The sequence below is a fragment of the Psychrobacter sp. JCM 18902 genome (genome assembly GCF_904846615.1).
Classification (GTDB): Bacteria; Pseudomonadota; Gammaproteobacteria; order Pseudomonadales; family Moraxellaceae; genus Psychrobacter.
In genome coordinates this window covers 2,059,449-2,074,372 of the sequence record NZ_CAJHBK010000001.1, presented here as the reverse complement: position 1 = coordinate 2,074,372, position 14,924 = coordinate 2,059,449, and the positions used below count along the sequence as shown (strand labels likewise).

The window sequence follows — 14,924 nt, the reverse complement described above, 5'->3', positions numbered from 1 at the left end:
TGTGCTTTTTAGCTTGAAATTTTCTGCTGCGCCCCTATTAGTATAAACAGCTTAGCGATATTCGAAATTGAACTGCTTAATTTGTAGCTGAGTAGAGACAGTCAAATGATTGCTATTTTATGATACGTTTTTGACATAAATTAAAGGAGTTTTTTATGAGTGAACAGACCCCAGTTGATAACCAAAAAGTTGATAGCATCAATGTTAATAAAAGCAGCCCAGAATTAAAAAAACATACCTTCGAGGCGGAAGTGGCGCAACTGCTGCATCTAGTTACCCATTCGCTTTACTCTAATTCTGATATCTTTGTGCGTGAGCTGGTTTCAAACGCCTCTGATGCTTGTGATAAATTGCGCTTTGAAGCGACCAATGATGACAGTCTTTATGAAGACGATGGCGAGCTAAAAATTCGCATTGCTGTCGACGAAGACGCCAAAACCATCACCTTTACCGATAATGGTATTGGCATGAATGAAGCCGATGCCATCGAAAACTTGGGTACGATTGCCAAGTCCGGTACTAAAGCATTTTTAGACAAGCTGTCTGAATCACAAAAGCAAGATGGTCAATTAATCGGACAGTTTGGGGTTGGCTTCTATTCAGGTTTTATCGTTGCCGATACGATTAGCGTTGAAACACGTAAAGCGGGCGAGCCTGCGGATAAGGGCGTGCGCTGGGTATCAGATGGTACGGGTAGCTTTACGGTTGAACCTATCACGAAAGAAACTCGTGGCACCGCCATTACTTTGCATTTAAAAGAGCAATATAGTGAGGGCGAAGACAGCTATTTAGACCGTGGCAAAATTAAGCAGTTGGTTAATAAATACTCAGACCATATCAGCTTGCCGATTCAGATGCGTAAAGAAGTTTGGCAAGAAGATGATAACGACGACGCACCTGCTGGTGGCGAGATGGTATTGACTGATGAATGGGAAACTATCAACAAAGCCAGCGCGCTATGGACACGTACGGCATCTGAGATTGAAGATGAAGAGTATATCGATTTTTATAAAAATATCACCTATGACATGGACGCGCCACTAGCATGGACGCATAACCGTGTCGAAGGTCGTGTTCAGTATACTCAGCTACTATATATTCCGAAAAAAGCCCCTGTCGATTTATATACTCGTGACCAGCAGCATGGACTAAAGCTATACGTGAAGCGCGTCTTTATTATGGATGAAGCTGAGCAATTATTGCCAATGTACCTGCGTTTCGTCAAAGGGGTGATTGATTCAGCAGACTTGCCATTGAACGTCAGCCGCGAGCTATTACAAGAGTCGCGTGATGTGAAATCTATCCGTGATGGTAACGCGCGTCGTATTTTGACCTTGCTCGCCAGTCTTGCCAACAGTGAAGACAGTGATAAGCAAGAAAAATTCGCGCAGTTCTACGCTGAATTTGGTGATGTTATCAAAGAAGGCGTTGGCGAAGACATGGGCAATCAAGAACGTATTGCCAAATTGCTCCGCTATGCGACCAGTACTCAGGATAGTGTGACGACCAGCTTTGAAGACTATAAAGCGCGTATGAAAGAGGGTCAAAAAGCCATTTATTATCTAACAGCTGACAATCTAGCGGCTGCTAAAAATAGCCCACAACTTGAGCTGTTCAAAAAGAAAGGCATCGAAGTTATTTTGATGACCAGCCGTGTCGATGAATGGGCGATGAATTTCTTGACCTCATTTGATGAGACACCGCTACAAAACATTGCCAAAGGCGCGGTTGATTTGGGCGACTTGCAAGACGAAGCCGAAAAAGCTGAAGCTGAAAAAGCGCAAGAAACCATGAAGCCAGTCGTTGATAAACTCAAAGCAGCGTTAGGTGAACGTGCCAAAGACGTTAAAGTATCGACGCGTTTGGTTGATAGTCCTGCCTGCTTGGTCGTTGGTGAAGGTGAGTTATCACCACAGATGATTCAGATGCTGAAGCAAATGGGTCAAGATGTGCCAGAAAGCAAGCCGACGCTTGAGGTTAACCCTGATCATCCACTTATTAAAAAGTTAGAGACTAGCGAGCAATCTGACGTCGATTTTGATAAATTGGCGCAAGTAATTTTTGACCAAGCATTGTTAGCAGATGGCGGTCAGTTAGATGATCCAGCCGCTTATCTAAAACGTGTGAATGAGCTTTTGATGAGATAGTAGTGAGTCTTTGATACAGTCATTATTGAGAAAAAAGGAGGTCTTGGATTCAAGACCTCCTTTTTTATATGTTCTTAGCCAAATTTAAGCGAATTTTACAAATCAGCCTTATCCTCTTGACCGACAATCCGTTACAATCGCGTTATATTAGCGAGCTAAACTGTTTAGTCGTATTTTTAGTCTTTGCTATTCGTCTCTTAAAATTATCTCATTGTGAATTGCATGTAATCTTGATGTCCATATGCTATATAAAAAATGTGAATTAATGACATTTCGTAGGTAGCTGCCACACCAAAAATCATCATCAACTCACTTTCTTTTCTCGACTGGCTAGAGGTTTAAGTCTTTGTCACTTGCGTCGTTAAAAACCGTATCGCTTCAGCGTTTTTCGCTCAATTTCGCTGCCAATATTATTGCAACCTTGTGGATGCTAGTAGGGTCGACGCGCGCGTTTTCTTGGGTAAAACCTACCTTTATCCAGTTTGCCGTATTTGCACTATTGGCACTCGGTAGTAATGTACTGTTTTCTTGGTTAGCCGCGGAAAATGGCAGTATCTTTAATGAGCAAGGGTTGGTCAGCTACTTGATTTGGCCGATGATAATTTTATTGGGCGGCATCATTTTGGCACGGCGTTCTGGCAATCAAACGTTGGTGTTTGTGCCCGTGGTATTGTGGTTAGTGGCTGATACCTTATCTGCACTATTACAAAGTTTGGTGCAGTTTTTGGGCAGTTATGGTTGGTTACCAGATTGGAGCTATTCACTTTTACCCATACTGTTTTTGGTGCTGTTTTTATGGCAGACGTTGGCGTTATTATGGATTTTTTCTCGTCGTCTACGCATACCGTGGTGGGAGCGGGTCATTGTATTGGTAGGTGCAGTCGCACTGTTGACGATTTGGCAGCGTAATGTCGCGGACCAGCCTATATTTAAGCAGATTCCTGTAGAGCCTGTTTTAGCCGAAGCGGCATTATATGAGCAGCCTCGTTTGTTACAGCAAGCATTAAATAGTATCGATCCTAGCACTTCGGGCAAGACCGACTGGTATTTTATGGGTGTGGCAGGATTCTCTGGTCAAGACGTTTTTCGCTCTGAGATTAATAAAGTGCGTGAGCTATTCGATGTGCGTTTTGGCACTAGTGGACATTCACTCTCGTTGATCAACAATACTTATAGTTGGCTTGATGAGCCAATCGCTACCAAAACCAGTATTCTGCGTGGATTAAAGAAAATTGGTCAGCAGATGAATGCCGATGAGGATGTGTTATTCCTAACCTTGTCTTCACACGGCAACGAAAATATCATTCAATTAGCAAATCCACCATTAGCAATGGAGAATCTAGACGCCGCATGGTTACGGGAGGCGCTAGACGCTTCAGGTATTCGCTGGCGGGTGATTGTGGTATCTGCCTGCTATTCAGGCTCATTTATCGATGAATTGGCCTCCCCAACCACGGTGGTGATTACTGCATCAGCCGCTGACAAAGCATCGTTTGGCTGCACCAACACAGCTGAGATGACCTATTTTGGGCAAGCGTTTTTTGCTGAAAGCCTGCGTGGTAATACCAGTTTTGAATCTGCCTTTAAAGATGCCCGTTTGCGTGTGAATGAGCGTGAAAGTGCGATGGGTTTTGAACCATCAGAGCCGCAGATGGTGATTGGTAGTCTGATGGAGACTGCTTTGCCAGCGTTCGAACAAGTATTGTTTGATAAAACCCGACCACCAGTCGCCAGTATTATTAATGACAGTGATCCTATCGCCATTAATGTCGTAGAGGATAGTGCTTCTGGTCAGCCAGTGGCTAATACTGCGATCACTGCCAATTAACAGTAAACCCAAAACCCGCAACCCAAAAATCACGATGAGCCGTATTAAGCTCGTTCAGTCTAGAATCTGTAATACTGACACTCGCTTTCCTTACTACTTTAATTCTTGTGAATGGTATAATGATTGAGTACTAAGTGAGTTTGGAGAAGTACTAGTATTACTTTACCAATGCTTTTTATAAGTCATCGTGTACTTTACTTTGGATAAAAAGGATGTCGCTTATGAACAACTCTTATAAACACAGTTTATCTACCAACTCAAAAATCACGCAGATCAGCGTCAACCGCTGTTTCGATGGTGAGCAGCATTACTATAGCCATCAATCATCATCGACCAAAACACCGATGACCTTTAGCATTTATCTGCCAGATGAAGCGCTTGCTGGTCGTCGCTGCCCTGCGATTCTATATTTATCGGGTCTCACTTGCAATGCTGATAATGTCACCCACAAAGCGCACTTTCAGCAAAAATGTAGCGAGCTTGGCATGATACTTATCGCGCCTGATACATCACCTCGAAGTAGTGATGACAGCGATGTGCCAAACGACGACCGCTATTTTGTTGGTCAGGGTGCCAGCTATTATGTCGATGCGACGCAAGCACCTTGGTCAGAGCATTTTAATATGCAAAGCTATATCGTTGATGAGTTATATGACTTGTTACGCTCAGAGTTTCCTATTGACAGTATCGGCGTGACAGGGCATTCGATGGGCGGTCACGGAGCATTACTATTGGGCTTTAAGTTTCCAGGCAAGTTTGTGAGTGTCTCAGCTTTATCGCCTGTGTGCGCGGCCAGTGAGTCGGCATGGGGGCAAGCCGCTTATACAGAATACTTCGGCGATGATAAGTCACGATGGGCGCAGGCAGATGCTGCACAGATGATTGAAAAATCGGGGCAGCAGTATGCAAGTATCTTGGTAGATCAAGGCGCGGCTGATAATTTTTTAGCAGAGGGTCAACTGCAAACCACCAAATTGCAACGCGCTTGTGACAAAGCCAATCAGCCCTTAACCTTGCGTTATCAGGCGGGTTACGATCATAGCTACTATTTTATCCAAGCGGTGATTAACGATCATATCGAACATCACTGGCGTATGGCACAAATGAGCTAAGCCCAGTATTAGAATGATGATCTGATCGATAAATTGACAGACAGTTACGCTGATTATTTAGTCAAGCATATTTATTGATATAAAATAGATTGATATAAAATAGATTGATATAAAATAGAAGTTGGCTGAATATCTGTTAAGCATCTTTAAAGGTAAGGTTTTATGGCAAGTAATCTGACAGCATTAGTAGTCGATGGTTTGGCTTGTAAGCAGCAAACCGTTCAGTCATCGCTTGCGACCATGCAAGCCGATATGGCTGCGGCTCTAAAAAATAATCAGCATGATGATATTAGTACTGAATCAAATGACAGACAGACACGTTCAGATGAGCTTATCGCAACCGTAGTCAATGAGTCGGGTGATAAAGTGCTAGATGACGCGCAAGTCTCACGAGTGATAGAAATGGCGTGGGAGGACAGAACACCGTTTGGGGCGATAGAGCATAGCTATGGTCTCAATGAAGCAGGCGTGATTAAGCTGATGCGCCAAGCGCTAAAGCCGTCATCTTTTCGCTTATGGCGTCAGCGTGTCAGTAATCGCGCGACCAAACATCAAGCTAAGCGAGGCTTCGATGTCGGTCGTGCTTATTGCAAAACCCAGTATAAGCAGCGCTAGTAGTTTGAGTTCTTAATATTATTGCTTTAAAGGCACAGTTTTTTGAGCCAGTTCTTAGTTTCTTTTTATTTTTATTCGTATTTTATTTCAACAGAATCAGGTAGCTCAACTATGATTATTCCTTCTAAACCTTATCTTATCGCCCCATCAATACTCTCAGCTGATTTTGCACGTTTAGGTGAAGAAGTTGAAAGGGTGTTGGAATCAGGTGCTGATGTGATTCATTTTGATGTAATGGATAACCATTATGTACCCAATCTCACCTTTGGCAGTATGATTTGTAAGGCGCTGCGTGATTATGGGATTGATGCACCAATCGATGTGCATTTGATGGTATCACCAGTTGACGGCATGATTGAGCAGTTTTTGGAGGCAGGTGCGAGTGTTATCACTTTTCATCCAGAAGCCAGCGCCCATATTGATCGCTCTTTACAGCTGATCAAAGATGGCGGTGCTGAATGTGGTTTAGTATTGAATCCCGCAACGCCATTACATTATTTAGACTATGTGATGGACAAGGTAGATCAAATTTTATTGATGAGCGTCAACCCAGGTTTTGGCGGTCAGTCATTTATTGAAGGGACGTTAGAAAAAGTGCGCCAAGTCCGTCAGCGCATCATCACCAGTGGTCGTGATATCAGATTAGAAGTAGATGGCGGTATCAAAGCCAGTAATATCCGAGCCATTGCCGAAGCGGGTGCGGATATGTTTGTGGCAGGGTCGGCGATCTTTAACCAAGATGACTATAAAGTGGCTATTGATGCTATGCGTGCTGAGCTGGCTTTGGCTAATGGTAACGAATAACCACGGTCTTATGTGACTGGTAAATACGTTCGTCAGTCATTTTCGTCATAAAAGAATAGTAGCGAAATGTGCTGTATAACGGATAACGATGCATAATGGCAAGTTACGTAAAGGTGAAATATGGACACAAAAAACTCAATCAATTCGTCAGAATCACCTGAGTCAGAGCAAAGCACTGAGCAGCCAATTCAGAATGAGACACAGCAACGCAGCTTGGTGCCAAAGGGTATTACTATTGGCTTGGCTGTATTTGCCTTGGTTCTAAGTCTGGCAGGTTACGGCTTTCGGCTAATGGTGGGTGATGATACTGGTGAAGTATTACGTCATGCTGCGGTCATTGTGCCTGCATTTATGCTGGGCATTCCCCTGTTTTTTTGGCTAGGTTCGAAGATACTTAACAAAGTTAAAGGCATGCATATAGAGAGCTGGAATGCCATTAGCTTGGGTTATTTAACCTCTTGTATATCGATGCTTTGGTTGATGGGTACTTACAGTTAGAGTCTTATGAGCAGAGATAAAGCTGTTTGGTAAATAGTGCACTGCAGTATTTATGATAGGCTGTTTTTATACAATTTTTAATCATTAAGTCACGCGCTATAAGCGTGACTGGAATTTTACATGAGAATCATACCGACCAAGATTGCCAATATCATCTATCCAAAAGACCTACCCAACGGCTTATTCACCAGCTTAATTATCGCCTGTTTGTTGCTAGGGCTGGCATCATTGCGTAACGGTACTGATTTACAAGGCTGGCTCAATGTCATCGAAAACTGGCTGCTTATGCTGTTGATATTTCCGACCGCCACCGCCACTGTAGCCTTACCGTTTAAATATCGAGATCCGACATTAGAGTTAAAGCTCATGTATTATCTCGGCATGTTTGTTGCCTTCTTATTTACTGTGGCAAAATTACGCTACTGGCGCTAATACTATCAGTGATAGCACACCCAAAAAGCCTTTATGTAGAAGACTTATGTGACAAGCCTTGAATTTCAAGACCAAAGCGTCCATTGTATGACTAAGATAGTTTTACCCGTATTACTGTAAAACAATAATGTTGCGACGCGCGATTTTTCTTGCAAGTATTAGACGGGACAATGAGGAAGCAATTCATGCCATACGATATCGATAATGATATAGAAGTAGATAACGAGAGTACGGATCAATTTGCAGGATTTGCCAAAGAGACTACCCTTGAGTTGGTAGAGGCAGAAGATGGTCGCTTATTGTTACGTGACGCGGAACAAGACGAAGCGCCGCTGATGACCATTGATTTTTCTGAAAAGCTTAAAGAGCTGCTTGGTAGTGACACCCAAGCGATAGGTCAGCATATGATTCATGCCGCGATTCAGGTCATTATGCAAAAGCAGATGAGCCAATGGCATGCGCATGTTTATGACAAAGAGCCGACGCACTATAGTTAGTGATGAGTTGCTGTTAAGCTGGCTAGTAGTAGTCAATTAAAATAATCATCATGAAAAGTAGCAAGCAAAAAAGGGTATATCAATTGATATACCCTTTTTTCAAATAACTTATATATAGAAAGTATTTATGAAAATATATTCTATAAATTATAGCAATTATTTGATTTTAGCTTCTTTAAACATCACGTGCTGGCGAATTTTCGGATCGAATTTCTTCATTTCCATTTTGCCAGGCATAGTGCGTTTGTTTTTAGTAGTGGTGTAGTAATAACCAGTACCAGCTGTTGATACTAATTTAATTTTATCTCTCATGATAGCTTTCCTGTAAATGAGGGGTCTTCAAACGATAGGTACGGATCTAAAATATTATGTAGCTACATAAGATGCAGCAGAAAAGCAGCTTAAATGACGAAAATTATCGAGATATTAAGCTGCCAGTCTTAACTTATACTTTTTGACCTTGTGCGCGCATATCTGCTAACACTTTATCGATACCAAGTTTGTCAATAGTGCGCATACCTTTGGTAGACACACGTAGACGTACAAAACGATTTTCAGACTCTACCCAAAAACGATGGTTATGAAGGTTTGGTAGAAAGCGACGACGGGTTTTGTTGTTTGCGTGCGAAACATTATTACCCACCATAGGGCGCTTTCCAGTCACTTGGCAAACTCGAGACATGGCGAACTCCTAATCTATGAGGTATGAGTTTTTCTCATACCAGTCTGGGCAAGTTGCACGTTTTTGCGGCATGGACACAGCAAGCGGCAGCTTTGCACCAAACAAAACTATATGAATGTTGAGTTGATATTGCTGTTATCTAAAGGCAAATAACAAGCGTACCAATTCAGAAAATTTTAAAGCCGACATTTATACCATAAAAGAGATGAATACTCAAATATTTTTATGATTATTGTCGATCTAAAGGATGGCTATTATACCCTGAAATTCGCTGGCTATGTTGTTGATTATTTAATAGTAAAGATTAATTTTTAGTTGTAAGTTATAACAAAAGTCAGTAAAGTTGCTGTTATATATTTAATACAATCTGTTAATACAACGGGTATTAATGTAAATCTATGTATCATTACCAATCTATTATGATTCTGTGTAATGATTTTCGCTTATTTGCTCAAATAAATTACTGCTGACGCGGAGTCCAAAACATGTCATATAGCTCATTGCCTTTTACCTCTAAACTGTTTCAGCTCACTTCTTTGACTTGTGCTTTAGCATTGGCAGGCTGCGGTGGCGGCGGTGACGGTGATACTGTAGATTCTGTTGCACCAGCGCCTGATTTGGGTGTCACGCAACCTGGTACTGGTGGTAATGGTAATACTGGTGGTGGCGAACAAGTGCCAGACGTCGAGCCAGACTTCTTTATCCAAAAACTGAGCACAGCGCCTACTATTATTGAGTTGTCTGATGAGCAAGCAGCCTTTAGCGTTACGGTTAAAGCTGTTGAAAAAGTATCTGGTGGAGCGATGGTTGGTAAAGCCGTGACTCTAAAAGTAGTGGATTCTGAAAATAACGGTATCACTATCGAAGGTCAAAGCACCCAAACTACGGACAATGATGGCAATGCAGTATATGCATTAAAGCTCAATCCGCAAGCAGTTGCTGATAAAGATGACCTGATAAAAAATGGTTTTACGTTAGTAGCGACTGCTAAGAAAGCAGATGGCACTGCGGTTGCACCGCAAGAGCTAAAAGTTTCAGTCAGCAAAAAAGGTAGTGGTGACGGTACCCAAGTTATCGAAAGTGAGCTTGATATCAGTACTTCGTTAACTACGAGCTCGGTCTCCAATAACGTTTTAAACGTATATGGTGATACGGCAACCCTTAGTGTTATTGCCAAAAATAGTAAAGGTGCACGCGTCAAAGATGTAGCGGTTGGCTTAGGTATTGCCAACGTCAAAGGAATTGCTATCGTTGGCGGTAGCACTAAAGTTACTGATGATAACGGTCTAGCGACATTTACAATTCAAGTTGATGATAAATTATCAGTCGCTGACCGTACAGCGCTAGTGGGTAAAGCGATCGCTTATGCTATCAATATTGCAGAAGAAAGTGGCGCTACTAAAGAAACTAAAGGTGAATTCAAAGCAGCGCTACCTGTCTCTGATTATGCTTTAACAGTGACTGGTAGCTCTAGTCGTCTTAGTGCTTATGGTGACAGTCAAACTATTACTATTGCTGCCACTGCTAAAAATTCTAAAGTACCGACAGCTATCAGTGGGTCGACAGCTACCATCAAAATTAATGATGGGTTGACTGGAGTGAATTTAAGCACTAACAAAGTGACTCTAAATGCTCAAGGGCAAGCCAATGTGACCTTGAACATTGATGCAGCTGTGAGTGAGGCTGACCGCAAGACGCTTATCAAAAACGGCATTAGTTATACGGTTGTCTTAACTGAGCCTAATCGTTCATCTACCTCAAAAACAGCTTCTAGCATAGTTTATCTACCTACTGCAGAATATAAAATCAACTTTAATGAAAGCAACAAGAAAGAACTATCAAGCTCAGGTGGTAGTGCTGTTATTAGCTTCCGTGTTAACAATAGTCGCGGCGGTATCATTGCAGGTCAGAAAGTTACAGCAAGCTTGCCCAAGGACTTAGCTAGTGCTGGTCTATTAACGCTACAGAATAACTCTGAGCAAGTAACAGACAGTAAAGGTGAAGTTAGCTACACAGTAAGAGTGCCTAACAACTTAACAGAAGCTCAGAAACTACAGTTAGAAAAAGCGACAACATTTGCTTTAACAGCAAGCATCATCGAGTCTTCAGGAGTACCGAGCTCTGTCAGTAGCGAAAAGATTCGTATTGGCTCAGACATAGGTCAGAGCGATATCCAATTATCAGCACAAAGCTTACCTACGACGGTTAGCGCGCTAGCAGAACAGTTCAAACTGCAAGTTTCTGGTAAACGTAAGAACGGTAGTGCAGCAGTGGGTCGTACAGTCAAAGTAGTGTTAGATCAAAGTACAAGTACTGGAATCACTATTATCGGTAATGAGCTTATTACTGATAGTAGTGGAATAGCAGAATTTAGTATTGGCATCAGCAAAAGCTTAACGCCAACGCAACGTGAAAATTTGATAAAGTCGGGAATTGGTTATACAGCGGTAATAACAGACGAGGATGGCACTCAGGCTAGGTTGCCAGGAAATATCAAAGTTGAGCAGCCAGTAACCAGCATTCAGTTTGCTTCTATTGCGACACCATCTATCAGTGAGCTAGGTGGTAACGGTAATATCAGTGTTAAGCTGACGGCTAAAGGTAGCAACGTTAAGCCGGTTTCAGATAAAGAAATTACTATTCAATTGGGGGCCAAGGCACTTAGTTATGGAGTCACTGTCACACAGTCGGCGATGACTGACTTCAATGGTGATGCCTTATTTGCGGTTAATATACCAAGTGATCTAACAGCCGCTGAACGTACCGACCTTAAAAATACTGGTATCAACTATCAATTATCTTATGTCGAAAACGGTATTGTCTATAACTCTGCAGCCACAAAAGTCACTATTATCACTCCAGTGGTCACTCTAAATATTCTGAATGCTACCAATAATATTAACAGCCAAGCAGGCTATATCCTCAATAACGTTGGTAGTAATGCTAGCGTACAAGCCCAGTTGAATGACCAGTCTTCTGGTGAGCAAATTGCCAATCAGCCAATTAAGTTAGTGTTTAATAATAGTGCATTAGCAGGATTGCTGACGGTCAACGGTCAAATCGGCTCTTCTAACATCACTGCAAATACGAATGAAAATGGTCTAGTGAGCTTCAGTGTCGCGGTTCCAAACGATCTGACGGCTGAGCAAAAAGCCGCGTTAAGTGCGGAAGTTTTAACAGCGACCTTGACGGAGACGCTAACAGGTAAAAAGCAGCAAGTTAAAGTCAAAGTCCAGTCTATGGTCTCTGCTATTTCTTTGCTTGTTAATTCATCAAAAGCTCTTAACTTAAACGGTGGTGAAACACAGATTGAGGTAGTGGCAAAAGATAAAAAAGGTAACGTAGTTACTGGTCAAAAAGTTTTCTTTGCATTGCCGGCTTCTGTGGCTAGTAAAGGGGTTATCTTGGTATCTGATAGTCAAACGACTGACAATTCGGGTAAAGCTGTATTCACTATCGCTGTGGCAAACAACTTAACTGAATCACAAAAATCTGCTATCGGCAGCAGCATTAGTATTGCTTTATCTGCTGCTGACGTTAACGGTAATATTGTTACTCAAGCAGCCAATGTCACAACTGTGACACCAGATGTAAACGGTACTAAAGAGAATTTAACAATAGGTGCGAATAAAGTCGTTAATACCAAAGGTGATACTTTTAAAGTATTTGTTCGTTTAGAGAATGAAGATGGCGCTGTTGCCAATCGTGAAGTAAGTTTAAATGTTGATGATCCTTTAAGAACAGGCGTTAGTGTCTCTAATGGGACTGCGAATACTAACAGTGATGGTGTGGCGACATTCAACCTGACACTTGAAAATGGTGCTAACGTTAATCAAGCAATTTTAGCAGATGGCATTCGTTTAACGGCGACCACAACGACTGCTGAAAATGTCAAGTTGGAGCAAAACTACATCGTTGCAGTCGATACGGCTACGATTGATAGTTATCAGCTAATAGCATCTTCGGATAAACCTACCTTAAACACTGGTGGCGATCAAACTAATGCCACTTTCCGTGTGACTGACAGTAAAGGTGGTATCTTAGCAGGGGTGCCTGTACAGCTGAATATTGAAGCTTTAGAAGCAAGTGGAGCGGCTTTAACTACACCAAGCATGGTAACTACTGATGCTAATGGTCAGATCGATATTGGCGTCATCTTAGCAGCCAATTCTATCAATTCACGTCTAAATCATAGCGTAGTAATCAATGCCAGAATCGTCACGCCACAATATGATGCAGATGGCAAAGTCAGCATGCAAGTGCGTGAAGAGAAATCATTAAGCCTATCAGCTATCGGTACAGAAATTACTATTACAGCTACAGACGCTAATCTAAAAGATGGCGCATCTACTACTATCACGACCACATTATTAGATGGTGCGGGACGTGCTATTGCCAATGCTGATATGGAGTTAGTCGACGCGAACGGTGATATTATCCATTCTAGTGCGACTGCTACTAGTAATGTCGATGGTAAAGCAGTATTTAATATTAACGAAGCTGATTTGAATTTTGATAATAACGGTAACTTACGTATTTTTGCCAGAGCCACTGGTGAGCGTGCACTAGTTGCACAGCGTAGTACTAGCAGTCTTGATTTGGTTAAAGTATCACAAGCAGGTATTAGTTTTATTAATATTGAAGATGTCTATGATGTCAATGCGGCACAAAATATTAATGTACAAATCCGTACTGACTCTCCAGCCCAAGCGACTGCGCTTATTGGTAAGGTTGTAGAGGTACAAACAACGATTGGTACATTTGCTAACAATAATGTGATTGTTACTCAAGCAATCACTGCAGGCAATATTCAAGGCAATATTATTACTGTCCCTGTGGTACTAACGTCTACGCTTGCCGGTACAACTGTATTACAGGCAACTGTGCTAGGCGAAATGACTAACGGCGCGCTTAAATATCAAACCACAGTTGATACCCGTTTTAGAGCCACTACACCTGCGAAGATGCTGTTTCAAGCAGTGAAGTCAGTCATCACACCCGGCAGTAGCACAGAAGTTGTTGCCACGGTTAAAGACAAAAATGATGTGCCAGTAGAAGGGCAAACGGTTGTATTCAGTCGTGCAGCAGATTCATCAGCTGGCCGCTTATCTGCTGCTACCGCAGTGACAAACAGCAAAGGCGAGGCGCGTGTGGTATATCAAGCCAATGCTAGCTCACCTATCGGTGGCGTGATTATTAATGCTCGCTTATTAAACGACAATGCCAGCATTGGCACCAAAACAACTAATATTACGGTATCGAAAGAAGCAGTTTATACAACCTTAGCGTTTAGTAATGTCTTATCTACTGATAATATTTATTACACGGTTCGTGGTTCAATATCTGTTATGGATGGCTCAGGGCGCGCGGTACCAAATAAAGAAGTATCGATCAAGTCTTATGCTATTGAATATGCTCAAGGTAAAGTTTGTTTGCTTGATAGCAATGTGACTTATCAAGCGGCCAATACTACAGACACCGATGGTAATGTGAATACACCTGAACCTATAACTTTTGCAGAATTAGTTCCTGTACTGCAGAAGACTGATTGGATTATTAGCGAAGACAGTCCTGAATATAACTATACTTTAGATAGTGATGAAGATGTGAATAGCAACAATAGTCTTGATGCTATCAATCCCGTAGCCATTATTGGTGGCACACTATCTGATGACGGTTATTCATTCGTGACTGATGAAGAAGGTCGTGCAGACTTCGAGATTCGCTATCCGATTCGTTATTCAAGCTGGGTGAAAGTGCGTTTTGAGGCTTCTACTTTCTTAAATGGTAGTGAAAATACTCAAAGTATTAACTATTCTCTACCATATTTGGCAAGTGACTTGAGAGTAGAGGATCCAAACTTATTCTCTCCTTGGATTGGTGATACCAGCCCATTTGGTGATGCTGGTGTGGTGTGTGTAAACAGTTTGAGTGTCAATATTAATGCCGAGAAAAATACATCTAAAATAGTATTATCTCCTTATCAAGCCAGTTACTCTGTGTCTATTAACGGCGTAAGTCCAACGACAACAGCACAAGGCTATAACAGCTTTATTGTAGACTTCAATCAAGCATTTGAATTGGGTTCTACAATAGGTGTTAACAGTAACGGTTCAGGATTTTCTAGAAATATTACAATCGAATAAACCACACTTTAGTAGGTAGTCTGCTCAATCACATACTACTATCAAGCAAAAACCCCTAACTCTGCGTTGGGGGTTTTCGTATTTATAACCCCAATAACGAAATACAACCAACTCAATCAGCAAAGTTAGGTAAAAGCGATTAGAATAGTCGGTTTCCTATGCT

The 14,924-nt window shown here is 41.9% G+C and carries 11 protein-coding genes; 9 read left to right on the top strand and 2 right to left on the bottom strand.

Annotation, left to right across the window (positions count from 1 at the left end; all coding sequences use genetic code 11):
- The first annotated feature begins 155 nt into the window (after positions 1 to 155).
- From htpG to JMY05_RS08480, 8 genes are all read left to right on the top strand, one after another.
- Positions 156 to 2,147: a molecular chaperone HtpG gene (htpG, locus tag JMY05_RS08515; RefSeq protein WP_045444233.1), complete on the top strand. Its 1,992-nt coding sequence runs from the start codon at positions 156 to 158 to the stop codon at positions 2,145 to 2,147.
- 346 nt (positions 2,148 to 2,493) lie between these two features.
- The gene (locus JMY05_RS08510) at positions 2,494 to 3,975 is read left to right on the top strand and encodes a C13 family peptidase (protein WP_045444236.1); all 1,482 of its coding nucleotides are present in this window, start codon (positions 2,494 to 2,496) and stop codon (positions 3,973 to 3,975) included.
- 221 nt (positions 3,976 to 4,196) lie between these two features.
- Entirely contained in the window at positions 4,197 to 5,087 is an 891-nt protein-coding gene (gene fghA / locus JMY05_RS08505; RefSeq protein WP_201614822.1) for an S-formylglutathione hydrolase, read from the top strand.
- A gap of 333 nt (positions 5,088 to 5,420) precedes the next feature.
- Entirely contained in the window at positions 5,421 to 5,702 is a 282-nt protein-coding gene (locus JMY05_RS14015) for a TIGR03643 family protein (protein WP_372815738.1), read from the top strand.
- Positions 5,703 to 5,813: 111 nt separating this feature from the next.
- Positions 5,814 to 6,506, top strand: a complete 693-nt coding sequence (gene rpe / locus JMY05_RS08495) for a ribulose-phosphate 3-epimerase (protein ID WP_045444632.1) — start codon at positions 5,814 to 5,816, stop codon at positions 6,504 to 6,506.
- Positions 6,507 to 6,626: 120 nt separating this feature from the next.
- A complete protein-coding gene (locus JMY05_RS08490; protein ID WP_227676610.1) occupies positions 6,627 to 7,004 on the top strand; it encodes a hypothetical protein in 378 nt (125 codons plus the stop codon).
- Positions 7,005 to 7,124: 120 nt separating this feature from the next.
- Positions 7,125 to 7,436: a hypothetical protein gene (locus JMY05_RS08485; RefSeq protein ID WP_045444243.1), complete on the top strand. Its 312-nt coding sequence runs from the start codon at positions 7,125 to 7,127 to the stop codon at positions 7,434 to 7,436.
- Positions 7,437 to 7,621: 185 nt separating this feature from the next.
- A complete protein-coding gene (locus tag JMY05_RS08480) occupies positions 7,622 to 7,933 on the top strand; it encodes a hypothetical protein (RefSeq protein WP_045444246.1) in 312 nt (103 codons plus the stop codon).
- A gap of 156 nt (positions 7,934 to 8,089) precedes the next feature.
- On the opposite strand, the gene rpmG is transcribed toward JMY05_RS08480, so the two are convergent.
- Both rpmG and rpmB read right to left on the bottom strand, forming a co-directional pair.
- Positions 8,090 to 8,245, bottom strand: coding sequence for a 50S ribosomal protein L33 (gene rpmG, locus JMY05_RS08475; protein ID WP_045444249.1), 156 nt, complete (start codon positions 8,243 to 8,245; stop codon positions 8,090 to 8,092).
- 133 nt (positions 8,246 to 8,378) lie between these two features.
- Positions 8,379 to 8,615 (bottom strand): 50S ribosomal protein L28, encoded by a 237-nt coding sequence (gene rpmB / locus JMY05_RS08470; RefSeq protein WP_010201401.1) that lies wholly within the window; start codon positions 8,613 to 8,615, stop codon positions 8,379 to 8,381.
- A gap of 485 nt (positions 8,616 to 9,100) precedes the next feature.
- On the opposite strand from rpmB, the gene JMY05_RS08465 reads away from it, so the two are divergent.
- Positions 9,101 to 14,761 carry a beta strand repeat-containing protein gene (locus tag JMY05_RS08465; RefSeq protein ID WP_201614820.1) on the top strand — a complete coding sequence of 1,887 codons (5,661 nt, stop codon included), beginning with the start codon at positions 9,101 to 9,103 and terminating at the stop codon, positions 14,759 to 14,761.
- Positions 14,762 to 14,924 lie beyond the last annotated feature (163 nt).

Coding starts and splice junctions, on each gene's coding strand:
- htpG (WP_045444233.1), top strand. CDS start 156: ATGAGTGAACAGACCCCAGTTGATAACCAAAAAGTTGATAGCATCAAT.
- fghA (WP_201614822.1), top strand. CDS start 4,197: ATGAACAACTCTTATAAACACAGTTTATCTACCAACTCAAAAATCACG.
- rpe (WP_045444632.1), top strand. CDS start 5,814: ATGATTATTCCTTCTAAACCTTATCTTATCGCCCCATCAATACTCTCA.
- JMY05_RS08490 (WP_227676610.1), top strand. CDS start 6,627: ATGGACACAAAAAACTCAATCAATTCGTCAGAATCACCTGAGTCAGAG.
- JMY05_RS08485 (WP_045444243.1), top strand. CDS start 7,125: ATGAGAATCATACCGACCAAGATTGCCAATATCATCTATCCAAAAGAC.
- JMY05_RS08480 (WP_045444246.1), top strand. CDS start 7,622: ATGCCATACGATATCGATAATGATATAGAAGTAGATAACGAGAGTACG.
- rpmG (WP_045444249.1), bottom strand. CDS start 8,245: ATGAGAGATAAAATTAAATTAGTATCAACAGCTGGTACTGGTTATTAC.
- rpmB (WP_010201401.1), bottom strand. CDS start 8,615: ATGTCTCGAGTTTGCCAAGTGACTGGAAAGCGCCCTATGGTGGGTAAT.
- JMY05_RS08465 (WP_201614820.1), top strand. CDS start 9,101: ATGTCATATAGCTCATTGCCTTTTACCTCTAAACTGTTTCAGCTCACT.